Annotated in this window: 23 protein-coding genes and 1 pseudogene; 8 read left to right on the forward strand and 16 right to left on the reverse strand. The window is 60.9% G+C overall.

From position 1 onward, the window contains the following. The first annotated feature begins 18 nt into the window (after positions 1-18). The gene (locus tag HGP14_RS05935; RefSeq protein WP_168828942.1) at positions 19-1,386 is read left to right on the forward strand and encodes an aspartate aminotransferase family protein; all 1,368 of its coding nucleotides are present in this window, start codon (positions 19-21) and stop codon (positions 1,384-1,386) included. Here the strand turns inward: HGP14_RS05935 and HGP14_RS05940 are convergent. The 3 genes from HGP14_RS05940 to HGP14_RS05950 are packed head-to-tail and all read right to left on the reverse strand — an operon-like array spanning position 1,383 to position 5,410. Further along, positions 1,383-2,891 (reverse strand): glycosyltransferase family 39 protein, encoded by a 1,509-nt coding sequence (locus HGP14_RS05940; protein ID WP_168828943.1) that lies wholly within the window; start codon positions 2,889-2,891, stop codon positions 1,383-1,385. The genes HGP14_RS05935 and HGP14_RS05940 overlap by 4 nt on opposite strands. 1 nt (position 2,892) lies before the next feature. After that, on the reverse strand, positions 2,893-4,377 hold the full coding sequence (locus HGP14_RS05945) for a glycosyltransferase family 39 protein (protein ID WP_168829599.1): 1,485 nt from the start codon (positions 4,375-4,377) through the stop codon (positions 2,893-2,895). Between the two features lie 19 nt (positions 4,378-4,396). After that, positions 4,397-5,410, reverse strand: a complete 1,014-nt coding sequence (locus HGP14_RS05950; protein ID WP_168828944.1) for a glycosyltransferase family 2 protein — start codon at positions 5,408-5,410, stop codon at positions 4,397-4,399. 75 nt (positions 5,411-5,485) lie between these two features. Here HGP14_RS05950 and HGP14_RS05955 point away from each other — a divergent pair, with 75 nt between their 5' ends. Beyond that, entirely contained in the window at positions 5,486-6,448 is a 963-nt protein-coding gene (locus tag HGP14_RS05955; protein ID WP_168828945.1) for a lysylphosphatidylglycerol synthase domain-containing protein, read from the forward strand. Here HGP14_RS05955 and HGP14_RS05960 read toward each other — a convergent pair. Genes HGP14_RS05960 through HGP14_RS05975 form a run of 4 tightly spaced genes read right to left on the reverse strand, consistent with a single transcriptional unit; the run spans position 6,416 to position 8,753 of the window. Next, positions 6,416-7,660, reverse strand: coding sequence for an RNA polymerase sigma factor (locus tag HGP14_RS05960; protein ID WP_168828946.1), 1,245 nt, complete (start codon positions 7,658-7,660; stop codon positions 6,416-6,418). The two genes, HGP14_RS05955 and HGP14_RS05960, sit on opposite strands and share 33 nt — an antisense overlap. 3 nt (positions 7,661-7,663) lie before the next feature. Beyond that, entirely contained in the window at positions 7,664-8,023 is a 360-nt protein-coding gene (locus HGP14_RS05965) for a YciI family protein (RefSeq protein ID WP_168828947.1), read from the reverse strand. A 3-nt stretch (positions 8,024-8,026) separates the two neighbouring features. Further along, positions 8,027-8,386 (reverse strand): YciI family protein, encoded by a 360-nt coding sequence (locus tag HGP14_RS05970; RefSeq protein WP_168828948.1) that lies wholly within the window; start codon positions 8,384-8,386, stop codon positions 8,027-8,029. Between the two features lie 10 nt (positions 8,387-8,396). Next, positions 8,397-8,753 carry a YciI family protein gene (locus HGP14_RS05975; RefSeq protein WP_168828949.1) on the reverse strand — a complete coding sequence of 119 codons (357 nt, stop codon included), beginning with the start codon at positions 8,751-8,753 and terminating at the stop codon, positions 8,397-8,399. A 154-nt stretch (positions 8,754-8,907) separates the two neighbouring features. Here HGP14_RS05975 and HGP14_RS05980 point away from each other — a divergent pair, with 154 nt between their 5' ends. Beyond that, positions 8,908-9,129 carry a hypothetical protein gene (locus tag HGP14_RS05980; protein ID WP_168828950.1) on the forward strand — a complete coding sequence of 74 codons (222 nt, stop codon included), beginning with the start codon at positions 8,908-8,910 and terminating at the stop codon, positions 9,127-9,129. A gap of 3 nt (positions 9,130-9,132) precedes the next feature. On the opposite strand, the gene HGP14_RS05985 is transcribed toward HGP14_RS05980, so the two are convergent. Both HGP14_RS05985 and HGP14_RS05990 read right to left on the reverse strand, forming a co-directional pair. Then, positions 9,133-10,632: an AMP nucleosidase gene (locus HGP14_RS05985; RefSeq protein WP_168828951.1), complete on the reverse strand. Its 1,500-nt coding sequence runs from the start codon at positions 10,630-10,632 to the stop codon at positions 9,133-9,135. A 79-nt stretch (positions 10,633-10,711) separates the two neighbouring features. Then, positions 10,712-10,885: a hypothetical protein gene (locus HGP14_RS05990; protein WP_168828763.1), complete on the reverse strand. Its 174-nt coding sequence runs from the start codon at positions 10,883-10,885 to the stop codon at positions 10,712-10,714. Positions 10,886-11,049: 164 nt separating this feature from the next. Here HGP14_RS05990 and HGP14_RS05995 point away from each other — a divergent pair, with 164 nt between their 5' ends. Then, positions 11,050-11,751, forward strand: coding sequence for a glutathione S-transferase family protein (locus HGP14_RS05995; protein ID WP_168828952.1), 702 nt, complete (start codon positions 11,050-11,052; stop codon positions 11,749-11,751). A gap of 55 nt (positions 11,752-11,806) precedes the next feature. Here the strand turns inward: HGP14_RS05995 and HGP14_RS06000 are convergent, their stop codons facing one another. Then, positions 11,807-12,145, reverse strand: coding sequence for a DUF2147 domain-containing protein (locus HGP14_RS06000; protein WP_168828953.1), 339 nt, complete (start codon positions 12,143-12,145; stop codon positions 11,807-11,809). Positions 12,146-12,582: 437 nt separating this feature from the next. Between HGP14_RS06000 and HGP14_RS06005 the strand changes: the two genes are divergently transcribed. After that, on the forward strand, positions 12,583-12,849 hold the full coding sequence (locus HGP14_RS06005; protein ID WP_168828954.1) for a sel1 repeat family protein: 267 nt from the start codon (positions 12,583-12,585) through the stop codon (positions 12,847-12,849). Positions 12,850-12,952: 103 nt separating this feature from the next. Here HGP14_RS06005 and HGP14_RS06010 read toward each other — a convergent pair whose 3' ends face one another. After that, positions 12,953-14,065 carry a pyridoxal phosphate-dependent aminotransferase gene (locus HGP14_RS06010; RefSeq protein ID WP_168828955.1) on the reverse strand — a complete coding sequence of 371 codons (1,113 nt, stop codon included), beginning with the start codon at positions 14,063-14,065 and terminating at the stop codon, positions 12,953-12,955. 115 nt (positions 14,066-14,180) lie between these two features. After that, positions 14,181-14,588: a PilZ domain-containing protein gene (locus tag HGP14_RS06015; protein ID WP_168828956.1), complete on the reverse strand. Its 408-nt coding sequence runs from the start codon at positions 14,586-14,588 to the stop codon at positions 14,181-14,183. 256 nt (positions 14,589-14,844) lie between these two features. On the opposite strand from HGP14_RS06015, the gene HGP14_RS06020 reads away from it, so the two are divergent. Then, a complete protein-coding gene (locus tag HGP14_RS06020) occupies positions 14,845-15,291 on the forward strand; it encodes a host attachment protein (RefSeq protein ID WP_168828957.1) in 447 nt (148 codons plus the stop codon). 41 nt (positions 15,292-15,332) lie between these two features. Here HGP14_RS06020 and HGP14_RS06025 read toward each other — a convergent pair whose 3' ends face one another. Together HGP14_RS06025 and HGP14_RS06030 are read right to left on the reverse strand one after the other, a co-directional pair. Further along, positions 15,333-16,199, reverse strand: coding sequence for a LysR family transcriptional regulator (locus HGP14_RS06025; protein ID WP_168828958.1), 867 nt, complete (start codon positions 16,197-16,199; stop codon positions 15,333-15,335). Positions 16,200-16,459: 260 nt separating this feature from the next. Continuing rightward, a complete protein-coding gene (locus HGP14_RS06030) occupies positions 16,460-16,810 on the reverse strand; it encodes a hypothetical protein (RefSeq protein WP_168828959.1) in 351 nt (116 codons plus the stop codon). A 337-nt stretch (positions 16,811-17,147) separates the two neighbouring features. Between HGP14_RS06030 and HGP14_RS06035 the strand changes: the two genes are divergently transcribed. Together HGP14_RS06035 and HGP14_RS06040 are read left to right on the forward strand one after the other, a co-directional pair. Then, on the forward strand, positions 17,148-17,585 hold the full coding sequence (locus HGP14_RS06035; protein WP_168828960.1) for a glyoxalase superfamily protein: 438 nt from the start codon (positions 17,148-17,150) through the stop codon (positions 17,583-17,585). Positions 17,586-17,655: 70 nt separating this feature from the next. After that, positions 17,656-19,022: pseudogene (locus HGP14_RS06040) on the forward strand (MATE family efflux transporter). A gap of 40 nt (positions 19,023-19,062) precedes the next feature. Here HGP14_RS06040 and iolB read toward each other — a convergent pair. After that, positions 19,063-19,860: a 5-deoxy-glucuronate isomerase gene (iolB, locus tag HGP14_RS06045; protein ID WP_168828961.1), complete on the reverse strand. Its 798-nt coding sequence runs from the start codon at positions 19,858-19,860 to the stop codon at positions 19,063-19,065. Positions 19,861-20,032: 172 nt separating this feature from the next. Further along, entirely contained in the window at positions 20,033-20,950 is a 918-nt protein-coding gene (gene iolE / locus HGP14_RS06050; protein WP_168828962.1) for a myo-inosose-2 dehydratase, read from the reverse strand. Positions 20,951-21,110 lie beyond the last annotated feature (160 nt).

Here is a 21,110-nt window from a genome sequence, read left to right on the forward strand (position 1 = left end):
GAGGGTGTTTTGCAAATCATGTCCGATACTTACCCGCTCTCAAATCTCGCCGCCATCGATGCCGCCCACCATCTGCATCCCTTCTCCGACATGAAGAAGCTGAACGCCGACGGCACGCGCATCATCCAGCGCGGCGAGGGCGTCTACATCTGGGATAGCCAAGGCAAGAAGTATCTGGACGGTTTTGCGGGACTCTGGTGCGTCAATGTCGGCTATGGCCGCAAGGAGATCGCCGATGCCGTCATGCGGCAGATGAATGAGCTGCCCTACTACAACACCTTCTTCGGCACTACGAGCATACCCACGACGCTGCTCTCCGAGAAGGTGACGTCGCATGCCGGTCCGCGCTTCAACCATGTCTTCTTCACCGGCTCGGGATCGGAAGCGAACGACACCTGGTTCCGCATGGCGCGGGTCTACTGGAGCGCGGTCGGTAAACCCTCGAAGAAGATCGTGATCGCCCGCAAGAACGGCTACCACGGCTCGACCGTCGCCGGCGCCAGCCTGGGCGGCATGAAATACATGCACGAGCAGGGCGATCTGCCGATATCAGGCATCGTCCATATCGGCCAGCCTTATTGGTATGGCGAAGGCGGCGATCTTTCGCCTGCCGAGTTCGGTCTCAAGGTCGCTCGCGAACTGGAGGCGAAGATCGATGAACTGGGCGAAGACAATGTCGCCGCCTTCGTGGCCGAGCCGATCCAGGGTGCTGCGGGCGTCATCATCCCGCCGGAGACCTATTGGCCGGAAATTGCCCGGATCTGCAAGGCCCGCAACATCCTGCTCGTCTTCGACGAAGTGATCTGCGGTTTCGGGCGGCTGGGCGAATGGTTTGGCCATCAGTATTTCGGCGTCGAGCCCGATTTCGCGCCGATCGCCAAGGGCCTGTCATCGGGCTATCTGCCGATTGGCGGCGTGCTCGTCAGCGATCGCATCGCCGATGTGATGATCAACGAGGTGGGCGAGTTCAACCACGGTTTCACTTATTCGGGCCACCCGGTCTGCGCCGCGGCGGCACTGGAAAACCTGCGCATCATCGAGGAGGAAAAGCTGGTCGATCGCGTCCGCGACGACATCGGCCCTTACTTCGCCAAAGCGTGGGCTGCTCTTGGCGACCACGAGCTTGTCGGCGAGGCGGTCAGCATCGGCCTCATGGGCGGGCTCCAGCTGACTGCCGGCAAGAAGACGCGCACTCGCTTCGAAAAGCCGGATGCGATCGGCGCCCTGGTCCGCAACCATGCGCTCGCGAACGGCCTCGTCCTGCGGGCGACCGCCGACCGCATGCTTGCATCTCCGCCGCTGGTGATCAGCCACGAAGAGGTCGATGAAATGGTGCGGATCGCCAGGATCGCTCTGGATGCGGCGTGGCGCGACCTCAAAGCCTAGTCGGCAGGCGCGACCCACGCATAGCCGAAACGGTAGGAATCGCCGTTGTGGGCGTAGTAATACGGAATCTCGATCGTCGAAACCTTGGGCGTGGCGCCGCTCAGCTCCGGAACCGATCTCAGCCATTCGGCGGCTTTGGCGGGCAGGGCACCGCCTTCTTTCCGGCCCAGCTGCCAGACGATGAGGATTGGCTGCTGTTTCGAGATCGGGATTGCAGGCGTGAACCCCGGATAATCCAGCGAAATCACGGTGACCGGTAGGAGATCCTTCCGCAAATTTCCGGCAAGCAGGCTGCTTTCCGCCACAATTGCACTCGCTTCGCCCTGTTGCCGGAGTGCGGCGGCAAGCCGCGCATAGGGCGTATTCAGGCGCTCATAATCGCCGTTGAGACTTGCCGCCGCAATACGACCGAAGAGGATCCCGGGAACTGCGATCATGATCGTCGCGATGATCGGCATGAGGCGCCGCAAGGCATTCGGAACATGGACGTTCGACGCCTCGATTTTCAGGCAGAAATAAAGGGGCGCGACAAAGAAGAGTGGAACCAGCCAGCGGTCTTTGACATGGGCTGCTCCGCCGAAGACGACCAGAAGCAGGATGCCGAGAATGGCAAAGAGCATCATGCGCTCGAAGAGCCGCGTCCACTCCGATCTGCCGGAGACGGCCGAGAAGAACGGCTTGCCGAACGCGATCGCGAAGACCAGCATTGCCACGGCGCAAAAGCCGATCACGGCCAGTATGAGTGAACCGGAGCCCATCGCCACCTGCACGAGGTAGCTCGCGTTGCCGCTGTCCGTCAGTTTCTCCAGTGTCCGGGCTGTGGCGAATCCGAGGTTGTCCTTGAGCCAGAAGAGATGCGGCAGGGTGGTGATGAGCGCAGTGACGGCGGTCACCACCGTGCGCCAGTCGAAGACGCGCTTGCGCATCTGTGGGTCGAGCAACGCCGCCAGAAGCGCGGAGGCGGGCAGGAGGGCAAAGTTGTATTTCGACAGCAGGCCGATGCCCAGGCCAACGCCCGCCACGAAATATGACAGCATGTCCGGCTTTTTGAGCGAGCGGACAAATCCGTAAAGAAACAGGCAGCCGGAGAAGAACACGGCGACCGTGTGCGTCAGGTCGCGCTGCATTTCGAACGCGACCTGCGGAAGCGTCAAAAGTCCGAGCATTGCGATTGCCGCGAGCATGCTGCTCTTGAGGATCATCCGCGCCGTGAGACCGTAAAGGACGTAGGAGGCAAACAGCAGCGTATTCTTGACAACGGCCAGCGACAGCAGCGAGACGCCGCTGAGTGAAAAGGCGGCATATTGCAGCCAGTTATAGAACGGCGGCTGGGGACCATAGCCAGCGGCAAGCCATTGCGAGCGGAAGGACTGCTCCGCTTCATCGAGCCCGAGCGTCGGCGGCATCACCATGCGGACCGCGACCTGCAGGAGAAAGTAGGCGGCAAGCAGGGCAAAAACCCATCGCATATCGATCTGGCGGGTCTCGTTCCTGTGCTCGGTCATTTCATTTCCGTTCAAGCCAGGCATAGCCGAGCGCAAACGTGTCGCCGTCCTTGCCGAAGTGGTAGGGAAGGGCAAGCGTGCCGATCTCATCCGGTTCGATGCCGCTGTTCTTCAGCCAGTTCGACAGGTCTGCCGGCATCGGCGCATCCTTCGGCGTCCGTCCGCGCCAGACGACAAGCAGCGGCCGTTCGGCAGCGGCATCCGCAGGGATTCCTGATCCGGGAAAGCCGGAGATCATCACCGGTACGTCCCGGAATTGAAGCCGAAGATTCCCGCCGACATATCTGTCGCTGGCAACGATGAGCGCCGGGCGCTGCTTGTTGGTCATCGCCTTGGCGAAATCCGCGAAGGGAACGTTCAGCTTCGTATAGGAGCCGATGTACTCCGCTCCGGCGACCCTTACGGCAAGCACGACCATCACGAGCGCCATCAGCACGGGGACAGAGCCCAGGAAACGCCTGATGCCAAGCGAGAGATCGCCGCCCGCCACTTCGAGCTTGCGGAAGAAATAGAGGGGAAGGACCAGCAGAAACGGATCAAGCCAGCGTTCGCGGATATGGGTCGCGCCGGTGACCAGGATCACCACGACGATCGCGACGAGGCTGATAATGATCATCCGCTCCATCAGCCGCGTCCATCGATCGCCCGCCGAAAGCGACCGCAGAAAATCGCGCCGGAAGGCGGCGGCAAAAATGACGAGCGGGAGAACGGCGAACGCGACGATCGTAATGACAAGGGAGAGCAGGCCTTCGGCTGCTTGGAAAACGCCGTTTCCCTCTCCGCCATCAACCATCTTGCTCAGCGTGCCGGCGGACGCCAGTTCCATGTTCCCGTAAAGCCAGAGGAGATGCGGCAATGTAATCGTCAGCGCGACGATGGATGCCGGCAAAATCCTCCAGTCGAAGATGCGACGCCGCCATTCCCGGTCCGGAATCGCGGCGGCAATCGCAATGAACGGCATCAGGGCGAAATTGTATTTCGAGATGACGCCGATCCCGGTCGCGATCCCGAGAACGAGATAGCTGAGGACGTTCGGACGCTCGAGCGTCCGGAAGAAGGCGAAGAGGAAGAGCGATGTTGCGCACAGCAGCGCGACCGTGTGCGTCAGGTCCTGCTGCGCCATGTAGGAAACCTGCGGAAGGGTGATCAGCGCAAGCATCGCGGCCGCCTGAAGGACCGGACTCTTCAGCACTTCACGCGCGGCGAGGCCATAGAAGACGTAACATAGGAAGAGCAGGAGGTTTTTCGGAATACTCAGCGCCCAGATCGATGGGCCCGCAACGGCGACGACAGCATATTGCAGCCAGTTATAAAACGGCGGCTGCGGCCCGTAGCCTGCCAGCAGATATTGCGAGTAGAAGGTTTGCTCCGCCTCGTCGAGTTCGAGCGAATGCGGCAGGGTGGCGCGAAGCGCGATGTTCAGCAGGAAATAGATGGCAAGCAGCACGCTCGCATTGCCGATCGTCTTGCCGAAACCCTGGATCAGCGAGTCGCCCCGCCGTTTGTCAAACGTCGCTTCCATCGAAGATCTGCCGCACGATGTAGTTCGGCGACGCATCGTCGCGATAGTAGGTGCGCGCAATCATTTCCGCCAGAATGCCGGTGGTGATCAACTGCACCGACGATAGCAGCAAGACGACGCCGACCATCAGCATCGGGCGGGTGCCGATGTCATTTCCCATAATGAATTTGTCGAAGAAGAGGTAGAGCAGGATCAGCCCTGCGATCGCGCCGAGACCAAGGCCGAGCGAGCCGAAGAAATGGCCGGGCCGTGCCTTGTAGCGCATGAAGAACATCACCGACAGCAGGTCGAGGATCACGCGGAAGGTGCGCGAGATGCCGTACTTCGACTGGCCGTGCTGGCGGGCATGGTGGGTCACGGCCATTTCGCCGATGCGCGAGCTCGGGACGACGCCTGCGACCCAGGCCGGGATGAAGCGGTGCATTTCGCCCATCAGCTTCACCTGCTTGATGATCGAGGCGCGATAGATCTTCAGGCTGCAGCCGTAGTCGTGGAGCTTCACGCCGGTGATGCGGCCGATCAGGTAGTTGGCGCACCAGGAGGGAATCTTGCGAAGCAGCAGCCCATCCTTGCGGTTCTTGCGCCAGCCGACCAGAAGGTCGAGTTCGCGGCGCTCCAGTTCGGAGACCATCGACGGAATGTCCTTCGGATCGTTCTGCAGGTCGCCATCCATCGTCGCGATCAGCCGGCCCTGCGCCGTGTCGATGCCGGCCTGCATTGCGGCGGTCTGGCCGAAATTGCGCTGCAGCTCGACGATCCTGAGCGTAAGGCCTTCACGTCCTACATACTTGCGGGCGTTGACGAGGGTCGCATCGGTGCTGCCGTCATCCACCAGGATGAGTTCCCACCGGCTGGGGTAGGCCAACATCGCATCGCATATCCGCTCGACGAGCGGGCCGACGCTTTCCTCTTCGTTGAACACCGGCACCACAAGCGAAAGTTCAAGCGACTGGATCAGATCATTTGCGCTTTGAAGCGACTCGGACGTTGTCTGCAACTCTTATTGCTCCTAAAAGGCCGTCATGGCCAGTCGAGCGGCATTTGGGACCGCTGAAGTCAGGAAGCCTAGTACATGAACTCTCCGGTTGGCGCTAGCCGACAATCCTGGTTTGCGCGCAATCGCATGACGCTGCTCACAGTCGCGATTGTCGCTGCCTATGCGCTTTTCATCGAATGGTTTTGGGGGTGGTCGGTAATCATCGCTCAATGGGCGGCCGTCGGCGTCATCCCGATCCTCGTGGCGCTTGTGTTGCTGACCAGCACCTACTTCCTGCGGACATGGCGCATTCTCGACTATTTCCCGCGGGAGACGAAAGGTCAGTTTCGCGCTCTTTTCCGCGTGACGCAGATTCACAATCTGCTCAATATCATGCTGCCGTTCCGCACCGGCGAGACGAGCTTTCCAGTTCTCATGCGCACGGAGTTCGGCATTCCGTTGACGCGGGGAACCTCGGCGCTGCTGGTCATGCGTCTGCTCGATCTGCACGCGCTGCTTGCCGCAGCAGGCATGGGGATTGCAGTAGCCGCTCCGGATGCTGTCGCGGCCTGGGTCTTGTGGGCCGCATTTCTGTTGCTGCCGGTTGGGGCCTTTCTTGTGCGCAAACCGTTGCTGCGCTTCAGCTTCAAGCTCTTTCCCGCCAAGGCGCAACACTTCCTGTCCGAGATCGAAAACGGCCTGCCCGTGAATGGCCTTGCATTCGCACGTGCCTGGGCCATGACGGCGGTGAACTGGCTGGTGAAGGTCATCGTGCTCGCCTGGGCGCTCAGCCTCATGGGCGTTCTGCCGCTGACGGCAAGCTTCGGCGGGGCGCTCGGCGGCGAGCTTTCCTCGGTGCTGCCGGTCCATGCGCCGGGCGGCGTCGGCACCTACCCGGCGGGGGTAACCGCCGGCGCAGTCGCCTTCGGCGCTTCGAGCGAGAAGGCGGCGCTCGCCGCGCTCGCCCAGGCGAGCATTAATGCACACTTGCTGATTATAGTCTCCGCCCTGACGGGAACGGCGATCTCACTGCCGCTCGGGCGCCGCCATAAGCTCTGAGATCCTCTTTCGCAGGAAAGCCTGCTCGGGTCCCTGATGGCAGAGGGAGAGCGCGCGTTCGTAAGCCGCGATCGATTCCTCCCTGCGGTCCAGCTGCCGCAGGAAATCGGCGCGTGCGGAATGCGCCAGATGATAGCTGCCGAGCCTGCCGGATTCCATGATGCCCTCGATGAGCTCGAGCCCTCTCTGCGGTCCCTCCGACATTGCAATCGCCACGGCGCGATTGAGTTCGGCAACCGGCGAGGGCTGTGCTTCGATCAGCAGATCGTAGCACGCGGCAATCCGGGACCAATTCGTCGCCTCCGGCGTTTGGGCCTTGGCATGTTCGGCAGCGATGGCTGCCTGGACGGTATATAAACCGATTTCGTCGGGCTCCATCGCCCGTCGCAAGAGCCTCAAGCCCTCCTTTATCTTCCGTGGATCCCAAGCCGATCGATCCTGCTCGGCGAGCAAGATCAGACTGCCATCCGCGCCGTGCCGCGCAAGGCTGCGGGAATCCTGCAGCAGCATCAGCGAAAGCAGACCGGCGACATCGGGATGCGGAAGAAGGTCCTCCACCAGCCGCGCCAGCCGGATCGCCTCGACGGTCAGATCGGTCCGCGTCACCTCGGCGCCCGAGGAGGCGGAATAGCCCTCGTTGAAAACCAGGTAGATGACGTGCAGAACGCGGTCGAGCCGCTCGGGAAGTTCATCAAGGTCGGGAACTTCGTAAGGAATGCCGGCTGAGCGTATCTTGCTCTTGGCGCGCACGATGCGTTGGGCGACCGTCGGTGCCGAAACGAGGAACGCATGCGCGATCTCCTCTGTCGTCAGTCCGCAGACTTCGCGAAGCGCCATCGCCATCTGCGCGTCGGCCGGAATGGCCGGATGGCAGCAGGTGAAGATCAGCCGCAGCATGTCGTCGCCAATGAGCTCCATGTCGCCGATTTCCGTAGCCCCGGCTTCGCCGTAAAGGCTGTCTTCGATATCCTTGAGCGACGCGTCGAACCGCGAACGGCGGCGCAGATGGTCGATCGCCTTGTGGCGGCCCGTGGAGACAAGCCAGGAGAAAGGATTGGCGGGAACACCATCGCGCGGCCATATGCGCGCTGCTGCCGCAAAGGCGTCGTGCAGCGCTTCCTCCGCACGGTCGAAATCTCCGAGCAGCCGGATGAGCGTTGCCAGCACCCTGCGCGATTGCGACCGGTAGATGTCCTCGATCAGTTTCTCCAAGCGCTACTCCGGTAAAGTCAGCATACGCACCGGCCGCAGTTCCACGGCACCAACACGCGCCGAAGGGATGCGCGCAGCAATCGCCTTCGCCGCCACATCATCAGGCGCTTCGATGACGTAAAGGCCGGCAAGATGCTCCTTGGTTTCGACGTAGGGCCCATCGGTTGCCTGCAGGGCATTGTTGCGAACCCTGAGCACCGTCGCCTTTTCCGGCATCTCCAGTGCATCCGCATGGATCATGATGCCCTTGCGGCGAAGCTCCTCGTCGAAGCTGAAATGCGCTCTGACGATCTCGTCGGTTTCCTTCGGCGTCAGCGTGCCATCGACGTCGGCAGAATTATAGATCAAGCAAATATAGCGCATCCTTCAATCCCCGTCCTTGATCGAATAGGCCGGTCGCACCTCGATCGACGCGTATTCCACGATCGGAAAGGATGAGGCGATCTCTGTCGCCTCGTCGATGTCCCTGGCTTCGAGCAGCACGAAGCCGCCGAGATGTTCCTTGATTTCGGCAAAGGGGCCGTCGGTCGCCGATAGGGCACCGTTATGCCTGCGGACCGTCATCGCCGTCGACGGATTTCGCAGGGCGAGGGCGGTCAGCAGATGCCCGCTGACGCGCCAGCGATCATCGCTCTCGATGCATCTTTGGGTGAGTGCATCCCACTCTTCCTGGGGCACGAGTTTGCTCTTTTCGGTGTCGAACCAGATCTGGCAGAGAAACTTCATCGGCCGCCTCCTAACCATTCTTGAAATCGTAGATCGGGCGGACCTCGATGCTGCCCAGTTTGGCAAGCGGAATACCCGCCGCAACGCGGATCGCGTCGTTCAGATCCTTGGCTTCGATGAGAATGAAGCCGCCGAGTTGTTCTTTGGTCTCCGCATAGGGGCCATCGGTGACCGACATTTCGCTGTTGCGGACGCGCACGGTCACGGCCGTTTCCGGCGACTGCAGGGCTTCCGCATGGATCATATGGCCGCTTGCGGCGAGGTCCTCGTCGTATCCGAGCGAATCCCTGTCGAGGGTCTTCTTCTCCTCCTCCGTCATGCGCTCGAGCACCGAAGGCTCGAACCAAACCTGGCACAGATATTTCATTGCTGACGTCCTCCCGGCTGCCTCTCACAGCCTGTTGACGAAGAGACTAGGCGGAATTCGACAGCAAAGGAAAAAATCTTTGTTCGCGCTCTATTGTCGAAATGGCGGACGCGCATTCGACAAGGCTCCATCGATCACATCGAGGAGCACGGACATGGGAATCCTGGAAGTCGCCATCACGAATTTCATCTGCGCACGGCGAAAGGCCGAGAGACTGGACGCGCTTTACCACGCGGATATTCGAGAGGTTCTTGTGCGGCTGGTCGTTGCGCTAGCAGTCTTTGCAGCCGTCATCGCCGCACTGCAGATGTCCAGCACGCACAACGTCGATCCGCAGTGGGTTGCGGATCGCGTCGCATCCGTCGAGGCTCGGTAATCGTTATTGGAACGCCGTTTCGAAGAAGCTGCGGAGCTTGCGGGAATGCAGCGCTTCCGGCGGCATTGCCGCAAGCTTCTGGATGGCGCGGATGCCGATCTTCAGGTGCTGGTTGACCTGGGTGCGATAGAAGGCGCTTGCCATGCCGGGCAGCTTCAACTCGCCGTGCAGCGGCTTGTCCGAAACGCAAAGCAGCGTGCCGTAGGGCACGCGGAAGCGAAAGCCGTTGGCCGCAATCGTTGCCGATTCCATATCGAGCGCGATGGCACGGGCTTGAGAGAGCCGCTTGACGGGGCCGCGCTGGTCGCGAAGTTCCCAGTTGCGGTTGTCGATCGTGCCGACGGTCCCCGTGCGCATGATGCGCTTCAGTTCGAAGCCTTCGTAGCCGGTGATTTCCGCAACCGCCGCTTCCAGCGCAACCTGCACTTCGGCAAGCGCCGGTATCGGAACCCAGACCGGCAGGTCGTCGTCCAGAACGTGGTCCTCGCGCATATAGGCATGCGCCAGTACATAGTCGCCGAGGCGCTGGCTGTTGCGCAGGCCCGCGCAATGGCCGAGCATCAGCCAGGCATGCGGGCGAAGCACGGCCACGTGGTCGGTAATGGTCTTGGCGTTCGACGGGCCGACGCCGATGTTGATCATCGTGATCCCGGCATGGCCCTTCTTCTTGAGATGATAGGTCGGCATCTGCGGCAGGCGGGCAAGCGTGACGTCTGTTTCCGGCTGGCTGGATCCCGCATGGGTGATGATATTGCCGGGCTCGACAAAGGCCGTATAGCCGTCTTCGCCGCCCCCCTTGGCCATCATCTCGCGCGCCCAGGCGCAGAATTCGTCCATGTAGAATTGGTAGTTCGTGAACAGGACGAAGTTCTGGAAGTGCTGCGCGCTGGTTGCCGTGTAGTGCGCGAGGCGGGCGAGCGAATAATCGATGCGTTGCGCGGTGAAGGGGGCAAGCGGCGAGGGTTCGCCCGGCGGCGGAATGTATTCGCCGTTGGCGATTTCGTCGTCGGTGGTGTTGAGGTCCGGCGTATCGAAAAGGTCGCGCATCGGGATGTCGATGAAGGCCGATGCCGACGCCTCGACATGCGCGCCTTCGCCAAACGCAAAATGCAAGGGGATCGGCGTCGATGATTCGGATACGACGACCGGGACATTGTGGCTGCGCATCAGCAGCGCCAGCTGTTGCCTCAAGTAGTGACGGAAAAGCTTCGGCCGGGTGACGGTTGTCGTATAAACGCCCGGCGCCGTCACATGGCCATAGGACAGACGCGAATCGACATGGCCGAAGCTGGTCGTCTCGATGCTGACCTGGGGATAGAAGGCGCGGTAGCGCGAAGTGATCGGCGCGCCCTTGGCGAGCTCCGCAAAACTGTCGATCAGGAAGGCTGTATTGCGTTCGTAAAGCTCGGTGAGCGCATCGACGGCCTTTACAGGATCATCGAAGCTTTGCGGTTCAAAGGCAGGTGGCGAAGAAATATCGAGAGGTGAGATTCGTTTGCTCATGGCGCATTATAGGTTGCCGTTGTTAACAAGCAAGCGACGCCCCCGGTGACCAATCGGAGAATATTAGGCAGTCTTGATCTTAGCGCATGTTGGTGCAGAAGGGGCTGGTCGAATTGAGGCAGGTGTAGCTCGCGCCGAAATGCGACTGCGAACCGCCACCCCCGCCGCCGTGTACGACGGCTGCCGAGAATGTGATCGCGAAAACCGCCATGAAGAGTGTAATGACGGTGAACCGTCTTGCCAGAATAAGCACGTCCGTGATCCCTGAGCCAGTGTGCGCCCTATCGTTGAGATAAGTTCTGCCACACCCGGTCTGAACGGGCGCTGAGATCGCGGTTCATTTGGCGTTCACAATGATTGACTGCTTGAAGGCGGTCTCTCGCTACTTATGTGTTTAGTCCCGCTAAGGAGATTTTCATGACGGCACCGATCGAACTTTACTATTGGCCGACCCCGAACGGCTGGAAAATCAGCATCATGCTCGAGGAACTCGGCGTTCCCTACGAGGTGAAGTACATCAACATCGGCAAGGGCGAGCAGTTCGCGCCGGACTTCCTGAAGATCGCGCCGAACAACCGCATGCCGGCCATCATCGATCCGGATGGCCCCGGTGGCGAACCGATCTCCGTCTTCGAATCCGGTGCCATCCTGCAATATCTCGGCCGCAAATACGGCAAGTTCTATCCCACCGACGAGCGGAAGCGCGTGCAGGTCGAGGAATGGCTTTTCTGGCAGGTCGGCGGTCTTGGCCCGATGGCCGGTCAGGCCCACCACTTCCGCAACTATGCGCCGGAAAAGATCGAATACGGCATCAACCGCTATACGAACGAAGTGAACCGCCTCTATGGCGTCATGAACAAGCAGCTGGAAGGCCGGGATTATCTCGCCGGCGAATATTCGATCGCCGACATGGCCTGCATCGGCTGGGTCATCCCCTACGAACGGCAGGGACAGGACCTCAACGATTTCCCGAACCTGAGGGCCTGGTTCGAGCGTATGCATCAGCGACCTGCGGTCTTGAAGGGCATTGCCGTCGGCAAGGAAGAGCGCGAACGTCAGGCCAATCTGGCCGAAGACAAGGAAGCGCAGAAGATCCTTTTCAATCAGCGCGCCCGCTGAGGTGTGGAAGCGCAGTTGGAAAAGCGCCCGGTCATCGCCGGGCGCTTTTTTTTGTTCAGAGCCGCGTCCAGGTCTGTGACTTGCAGAAGACCTTGAGCACGCAGCCGCTCATCTTCAGCGAATTGCCGGACACGGTCCCCGAACCGCTGTAGGTCTTGTCATTGCTCGGATCGGTGATCTCGCCACTGTATGTGCCGCCGGAGCCGGCCAGCGTTCCGATCTTCCTGCCGGCGAACTTGCCGGTCTTCAGCGTTATGCAATAGCCGCCGCCGCAAGGGGCAATCACCGCCGTGTCGCCGGCGACCGTCTTCCAGTTGCCGACGATAGGCTCCTCGGCATAGGCGAAGCTTGCCGAAAGCGCCAATGCGCCGGCCAGAATAAGTGTTCGGATCATTATCCCCTCCCTCATGTCCGTTGCGCGCAAAGTAACTAACGCGAACGTAAGGGTAAAGGATGCCGGGGGTAAAAACGGCGGATTTTCAGGCTGCTTTCGCCCCGGATTATTTCCAGCTTTCTTCTTGCAAGCTCATTTCGTGGTGAACGAAAGGTTTATTTTCAAAAGTAAACTTTTCGTAAAAGTTCGCGGAAAGTCCTTAATAGGCAGGGATTCCGATGTTTAACGAAAACCCAATTTTACCAGGCATTTGCACTTTGTTTGTCTCAAATTAATCATGCATTTTAGGCGTTTTTTGAAAGCCAGGCGGCATAGTGGAGCCATCAAACGAGCGGGGCAAACCCGCCGGACCGAAGGGACCGAAAGCTGCGACAGACGGCACGGCCCGGAAGGTAAAACAGGGCAAACCGATAACAGGCTAAACAGGGATAAAACCGATGGCACGCTTTGAAATGCACAATGCTGAAATGGCCACCATGGGTGGCGACAGAAACGCCGACGTCTTCTGCGAAATGGGTCTGATGTATGCGACCGGCCGCGGCTGCGAGGTCGATCTGGTCGCCGCTCACAAGTGGCTGAACATCGCCGCGATCAAGGGCAGCGACCGCGCTGCCGAGCTTCGTGCCGATGTCGCCGCATCGATGAACAAGATGCAACTCGCCGAAGCGCTGCGCGCCGCCCGCGAGTGGATGACGATCCACTAAGACAATAACAACCTCGAAAAAGAGGGAACTGGCGGGGCGCGTGTGCCTGCGCCCGGAGAACGGAACCGCGACCGGCAAAAACAAGGCCGGCGCGGTTTCCGTTTTAACCCAGCGAGCGAAGGACTTGGGGAAGGGCCTCTTCGAAGCGGGCCATATCGCTCTCCGGCCCGACGCTGACGCGGATGCACCGGTTGAGCGGCGCGACCCCCGGCATGCGGATGAAAACGCCATGCTGCATCAGCCCATCGACGATTAAGCGGGCGTAGGTCCCGTCGCGCCCGGCATCGATCGCCACGAAGTTGGTCGCGGATGCCAGAGGCGAAAGCTGGTTGGCTCTCGCGATGCCGGCAATCCGTTCGCGTGCGGCGTGGATCTTTCCGACGACTTCGGCGAGATAGGTCCGGTCTTTCAGTGCGGCGAGTGCTGCGGCAGTCGCCAACCGGTTCATGCCGAAATGGTTTCGGATCTTGTCGAAGGCCTGGGCCGTGCCGGGCGTCGAAATGACATAGCCGACGCGCGCACCCGCGAGACCATAGGCCTTCGAGAAGGTGCGCGTGCGCACGACGTTTGGCAGGTCGATCAGCGACTCGATCGAGGGAAGGGCGCTTGCCGGTCCCGTTTCACTATAGGCCTCGTCGAGCACCATCAGGCAGGTCTCCGGAAGGGCGCGGGCGAAGGCGACGATCTTCTCCGCGTCCCACCAGCTCCCCATCGGATTGTCCGGGTTGCAGAAATAGACGAGCGGGGCGTTTTCACGCTTCACCGCATCGAGCAGACCGTCCAGATCCTCACGGTCGTTGACATAAGGCACGGTCACGAGGCGTCCGCCGAAACCCGCCACATGGAAGTTGAATGTCGGATAGCCGCCGAGCGATGTGACGACCGGCATGCCGGGCTCGATCACCAGGCGCACGATCTGTCCGAGAAGCTCGTCGATGCCGCCGCCGATTGCGATATTGGCGGCCGTCACGCTGAGATGGGCGGCCAGCGCCTCGCGGAGATCGAAGTTTTCCGGATCGTTGTATTTCCAGGTATCGCCGGCCTGTTCGCGGATTGCAGCAAGCACCGAAGGCGCGGGGCCGAAGCCGTTTTCATTGGCGCCGATGCGCGCCTCGACCTTGAGACCCTGCCGACGCTCGATGGCCTCAGGCCCGACAAACGGAACGGTAGAGGGGAGGGCGCTGACCAGCGGCGTGAAGCGCGAAAAAGCGGACATCGAATTTCAGATTCCCAGGATGTGAAAAATCGGCCAACAATAGGCGTTGCCATCCTCAAGGCAAGGACGATTATTTCCGCCACCGGTTCGGAAACCACTCCAGCATTTGAAAGATTTATGGCCTCAGCTCGATGCGAGGCGCGCGGTATGCTTCGATGGCTTCCATGTTGCCTGCCATGAAGTCGGCCCGCACGACGCGTCGAAGGACTTCCGGATCCATCGTGTTGATGAAGCGGACGCTGATGCGCTCGTTCCTGCGGTAGGCTTCCGCGCAGCCGATGCGATAGGCGAGCCCGAGAATGTTGAGATAGTAGTGTTTCGGCAGGCCGGCGGTCGACGAGACGGCGAGAGTGGCGCCGCCGCGGGAAATATCGAGGATCTCCGCGCTTCGAACCGACATGCCTGTCAAACAGGGGCGGACGGCGACGATGCGCGCCGGGCGCCGCACGTTGAACTGTTCCCACCGCACGTCGTAAACTTCCGACTTGACCGTGGCAAGGTGCGTGGCTCGGAGCATGGGCATGACGCGGCTCTCCCCTGGAACACAATCTCATACTGGTTCCGTCGCATAGCGTCACATGAATGTTTTTCATATTCGTCAAACAAATCCGGACAATTTTAACGAAACCGGAATTAGCATTTCAGCGCATTCCATGAGCGCTTGAACGAAGCGCTGCTCCATTTATCCATGGTTTCTCCGAACTCTTTCAATTGCCGCACGTTTTCTCTCTGTCGATGAAGCAAATTCGCTTTCGAACAATCATCAAGAGGAAACGAAAATGGCTGACATCAGAGTGCCGTGGGAATCATGGGTGGTGGTCTGCGATGGAGCGAAGGCTTTAATCATGCAGAATGCCGGCGATGCAGAGCTCATGAACCTGCAGGTGCGCGAAACGCTGAGCCACCCGAACGAACCGGACCGTGAGCTCGGCTCAGATAAGCCGGGGCGCGCACATGCGCCGGACGGCACGAGCGCCAGCGCCATGGAGGAAACGAGCTGGCAAGAGCAGGCGGAAGCCGATTTCCTCAGGCGAATCGCTGCAAAGCTGGATGAGCTCGTCCATGAGAAGAACGCCAATCACATCATACTGGTGGCGCCACCGAAGGCACTCGGCACCTTGCGGCCGAACCTCAGCCCGGATGTGCAAGCCGCTCTCTCCGCCGAGGTCGCCAAGGATTACACCAATATGCCGGTCGGGGAGATCGAGCGCCACCTGGCTGCTTGACCGGCTCGCTGCCGAAAGAGCGCGGGTAACCCTCGCGCTTTTCATGGCCGGCTTTCTCGTCCCGCAAACAAATCCTCGTTCTCGCCGAAAAGCGCCGCCAGCCTGTCGATGACGGCGCGTACTTCCGGCCGCTGGCGCTCGTCGTCATGAGCGGTGATCCACATCTCATAGGTAAGGGGTTCGATGATCGGTCCGGCGCGCGTGAGGCCGGGGTCGGCATCGCCTATGAAACAGGGCAGGACACCGCGACCAGCACCGCCGCGGATCAGGTGGAAGAGCATGTGCGGCGTATTCGTCCAGCCGGTAATCCAGTAGTCCGGCTGCTCGAACGTCCATTTGTCGGCGGGCGTGATCGCGATATCGGTGCCGAGCGAAATCCAGTTGCAATTGTCGCCGCCGAAGCCAGCCGCCTGATAGACGGTGTGCGCCACTGAGACCGAACGGCGGATCGCAACATTGCCGCTTTCGGGACGCCTGTGCCGGACGGCGACATGCGCCTCACGATAGGTGAAATCGACGCTCGTATCGCAGGTCTTGTAGCACATGCGGAAACGGTCTTTCGGCGTCCAGACCTTGGCCAGATGGTCGGCAATGAAACGAGATGTCCAGCTATCGGCGGCCATTGAGACGATCGGCAGCGTAAGCACTTCGCCGCGCCAGTCGGAGATCGATTGCGCGGCTTCCTGCATCAGGCGCACGCGCTCCAGGAGCGCCGTGCCGTCTTTCGCCAAGCCGTAGCCGGTCGGCCCGCGTGTAAAAAGCGCGCGGCCGGTCGCGCGCTCCAGCGCCAGCATGCGCCGGCCGATCGTCGGCGCGCTGAGGCCGGTCTGGGCCGCAGCCGCTGACAGCCCGCCGGCTGTCGCGACATGATAGAAGAGTTGGAGGTCGTCCCAGCTCGCGTCTTTCATTTTTGAAAACCCCCTTTCTTCCGCGGCTCTACATCCGGCTGCGGCGAAGGCTTAGTTCAGGTGCTCCGGCAGATAGATGGAGAACCCGACAATGCTTCTCAACTGGGTAGTTCTCTGGAACGAACTGGAGATTAGAAACAGAAACCGCCACGACCCTCTCGCCGACCCTCTCGAAGGGCCGGAATGGCAAGGCCTCCGATGGCTCGCGCCGGTGATCTCGCGGCTTGCCTCGCGCAACGATGCCCGCCATCCAGACCGTGTCAGACGTCCGTCTCGAAGCTCAGGCGCAACACGTGGTGCAGGAATTCTGCGTTGATCAGCATGTTGAAGCTGATCGTCACAAGCTCGCCCTCGCGCTTGACCACGGTCGAGCCGATCTCGTCCTGGATGCCGAGGATCTCGAGGAAGAAATGGTGCGGAAGCTCGATCCCCGGGTTTACTTCGAGGACGGCGCCGGCGAGGTTGATCGTACGGATAAGGCAGCGAACCTGCGTGCCGGTGCTGAGGTGATGGCCGACGAAGATGATCTTGCCGGGCCGGTCGAGCGTGAAATCTCGATACGATTTCTCCCGCTCGCCATTGTCATCGTTGAGGTGCGTCTGAAAGGCCATATCAGCCTCCGCTTGTTGTACGGTTAAAGGGTAACGCATGAATGCTGACAGATGCTGAACGGGATTAGTAGAATTTGAGCCTTGTGCGTGGCGGGACAGAAAAGTCCTGCATTTCGTGATCCCAAGCGAGCTGGGCGATCCCATTCTGGGGCATTCTTGACAGGCAGCGCTGCTTCCGCCATATCAGGCGCCGGTTCGAGGCGCCTGCCGCTCGCGGATGAAAGTCCATGGTGAAGTTCTCGAAGTTCACGTCGCAGCCAATTGGTGCATGCTGACTGACGGCAATGCGAGCTCCCTTTTGCAGTCGAAACGGCATGCCTTCCGAAGGGCTGAACCCATGACGACGACCTATCCCACGACCAATGAGCTGAAGGCCCAGGCGAAGCGCCTGCGTCAGGCGATGGCAACGCGCGGCACCGCAATCTCGCACGGTGCGGCACTCGAACTCGTTGCCGAACAGCACGGCATGCGTGATTGGAATACGCTCTCCGCTCTCGCAACCAGACCGAATGCCGAACCGATCGCCGCGCTTTCCGTCGGCTCCCATGTTCGAGGCCGCTACCTGAACCAGCCGTTCACCGGCAAGATACTGGCGCTCGCGGAAGCCGGCGGCGGGCTCCACAAGATCACCATCCATTTTGACGAGCCGGTGGACGTGGTGACATTCGAGAGCTTTTCGGCGTTCCGGCAGCGCATCAACGCGCAGGTGGACGCGAGCGGCGTGTCTCCAAGAAAGACCTCGAACGGCCTGCCGCATCTGGTGCTTGATCTCTGATCTTTCATCTATGGGTCAATTTTGGCAGCCATCGCATTTCGCGAGTTGCTTGTTCGCATGGATTTTCCAAATGACACAAACTGTCCAAGAGAACATTTTTCTATCGGGCCGCCTGTTGCCCGTCTTCGCCCGCACGGCATTGCCCATCGTCCTGATCACCACGATCAGCGGCCTTTTCGCTGTGGTCGACGCTTATTTCCTGGGTGCCTATGTCGGACTGGCTGCTCTGTCTGCCGTTACCCTGATTTTCCCGGGGCTGATGATGATCATCGCGCTGCAATCGCTTGTGTCGAACGGCATGGCGAGCATCCTGGCGCGGCAACTCGGGGCTGGAAATCGCGACGGTGCCCGGCGGACATTCGCAGCGGCTCATGCCTTGGCCGTTCTGTTCATCGTCGCTTTGAACGGGATCTACTGGTTTGCGGGCCCCGGCATCATCGATGCTGCCGCATCGGGTGATCATCAGGTCGCGGTGAATGCCACACGATTCATGGCCATCATGATCGGATGTTCACCCGTCGCCTTCTTCCTGTCGCTGAACATCGATGCGCTGCGTTGCGAGGGCAAGATCGGTTTCATGACGGCGGTGACCTTGGTGTCGACCCTGCTTAACATCCTGGCGAACTGGCTCTTCATGGCCGTTATGCATTGGGGCGTCGCGGGGTCCGCGATCGGCTCCGTGATCGCGCAGGCGATCTGTCTTGGAGCCGTTCTCCTCTATCGCTCGCATAGCCCTACGGCGCTTCGCCCGGCAGGCGCGTTCAACGTCGCGGAGTGGCACCGATCATTGCCCTCGGCGCGCCGATGAGCCTCGGCTTCATCGGCATTTCGCTGGGCTCGGCGGCGGTCATCCTCAATCTCTCGATCTTCGAAATGTCGAACTATGTCGCGACCGTCGGCGCCTATGGCATCATCACCCGCATCATGACTTTCGCCTATCTGCCGCTGCTCGGCCTCAATATCGGTTTCCAGACGATATGCGGCAACAACTACGGCGCCGGCCGTTTGGATCGCGTCGGGCGCAGCCTGCAGATCGCGCTCCTCTCTGCACTGGTCTACTGCTCCACAGTGGAGCTGATGATTGAACTGCTCGCGGATCGGATCGGTGCTATCTTTGTCGCCGATCCGATCGTAATCGGCGAGGTCTCGCGTATCCTGCCCTGGACGATCGGCGCCTATTTCCTGTTCGGCCAGATGATCGTCCTGTCCGGATATTTCCAGTCGATCGGGGATGCGAGAAGGGCGGCCGTATTCGGCCTGTCGCGACCCTATGTATTCACTTTGCCCCTGACGTTTCTTCTGCCGAGGATTATTGGAGAAATGGGGATCTGGATGGTGCCGGTCTTTGCCGAAGCCTGCATGTTCATCCTAGCAGGCGTCGTGCTCTCGCGGCTGGCAAGGAGCCGAGGCTGGCAGTACGGGCTGTTGCCCGCTTGAGACAATGCCGCGCCGTCAGGCGCGGCAAGCATTCACCGAATCAGGCCTTCAGCAGCCACTCATGCTCGGGCGCATTGTAGAACTTCCAGATGCGCTTCGGGCCGGCCATGACATTGAGATAGTAGAGGTCGTAACCGTGCGTGGCGGCACAGGGGTGATAACCCTTCGGCACCAGCGTCACGTCGCCGTCTTCGATCGCCATTGCCTCGTCCAGCGAACGGTCGTCGGTATAGACGCGCTGGAAGCCGAAGCCCTGCGGCGGGTTCAGCCGGTGATAATAGGTTTCTTCCAGCATGCTCTCGTGCGGAAGGTTGTCCTGATCGTGCTTGTGCGGCGGGTAAGAGGACGTGTGGCCGCCGGGCGTGATCACTTCGACGACGAGGAGCGAATGCGCCGAGCCGTCATCCTCCGGCATGATATTGTTGACGTAGCGGACATTCGTGCCCTTGCCACGTGTGACGGGCGGATGCGTGCCCGGCAGAATCGCCTTTGCCTCGTAGGTGCCGCCGCCGGGGGCCGAGCAGACTGCGAGTTCCAGATCGGTCTCGGCCGTCACCGACCATGCCGATTCCATCGGGATGTAAAGCGCATGCGGCGGCCCCTCGAACGGGCTCATGCGTTCGCCGAGCGTCCCGAAGTCCTTCGTCCGGGCTTTGGCCGTGCCCTTGCCGCTCACCCAGACGAGGCAGACTTCACGCTCGCCGGTCTGGCCGGACGCCGTTTCGCCCGGCTTCAGCCGGTGAAGGTCGAAGCCCACATAGGTCCAGCCAGCGCTTTCCGGCGTGACGTGGGTGACGCGGCCGTTCGTGCCCGATGGTTTCACCTTGAGGTTTGGCATTGGTGTTCTCCTCACGAATTATATGGATGCGGCCCCCTCATCCGGCTGCCGCCACCTTCTCCCCGCTGGGGAGAAGGGATTTGCCGCGCCGGCCTCGTTTCCCTTCTCCCCAGCGGGGAGAAGGTGCCCGAAGGGCGGATGAGGGGGCTTCCGCTCCGGCGGTTTCGAAGGCTTACCCCTTTGGAAAACCTTCAGTCTCTACCGTATAGCCAGCGGCCGTCATGACGCGCATCAGTTCGGCATGGCCGATCTCGGCCATCTTCTGCGGCGGGGCCTTGCGCGGGTCCTGTTCGGCCTCCACCACGAACCAGCCTTCATAGCCGTAGTCGGCCAGCCGCTGGACGATGGCGCCGAAATCGAGCGAGCCGTCGCCCGGCACGGTGAAGGCGCCGAGCGCCACCGCGTCGAGGAAGGACTGCTTTCTGCGGTCGAGCCCATCCACCACGGGCTTGCGGATGTCCTTGACGTGAACATGGTTGATGCGGGCGTGGTGGTTGTCGATGGCGCGCAGCACGTCGCCGCCGGCAAAGGCGAGATGGCCCGCATCGAGCAGCAGCGGAATGCCTTCGCCGGAATTCCGCATGAAGGCGTCGAGTTCCGGCTCGGTTTCGACCACGGCGGCCATGTGATGGTGGTAGGAAAGCGGCATTCCCTGCTCGGCGCACCATTCGCCGAACTCGGTCACGCGGCGGCCATAGGCCTTCATCTCGTCGTCGGCAAGGCGCGGCTTGGTGGCGAGCGGCTTGGAACGGTCGCCCTGGATCGAGCGGCCGACTTCGCCATAGACGATGCAAGGCGCATTGACCGCCTTGAACAGTTCGATCATCGGCGCGATGCGGTCCTTGTTGGCGGCAAGCTCCTCATTGACCAGCGTGCCCGAGAACCAGCCGCCGCACAGCGTCACGTCGGCGGCGCGTAGGATGGGCAGCATCACTTCGGGATCCTCCGGGAAGCGGCGGCCCTTTTCCATGCCGGTAAAGCCCGCGCTGCGCGACTGCCGCAGGCATTCCTCGAGGGACACGTCGTCGCTGAGCTCAGGAAGGTCGTCGTTCCACCATGCGATGGGCGACATGCCGAGTTTGGCCTTCATTACTATTTCTCCTCATATTTTGGTGGCCGTGGCCCCCTCATCCGGCTGCCGCCACCTTCTCCCCGAGGGGAGAAGGGATGTGCCGCGACGTCTCCGTTCCCTTCTCCCCGCGGGGAGAAGGTGGCCCGAAGGGTCGGATGAGGGGGCCTCTAGCTCTAAC

This window comes from Rhizobium sp. P32RR-XVIII, from assembly GCF_012641395.1.
In the GTDB taxonomy this organism is placed as follows: domain Bacteria; phylum Pseudomonadota; class Alphaproteobacteria; order Rhizobiales; family Rhizobiaceae; genus Rhizobium.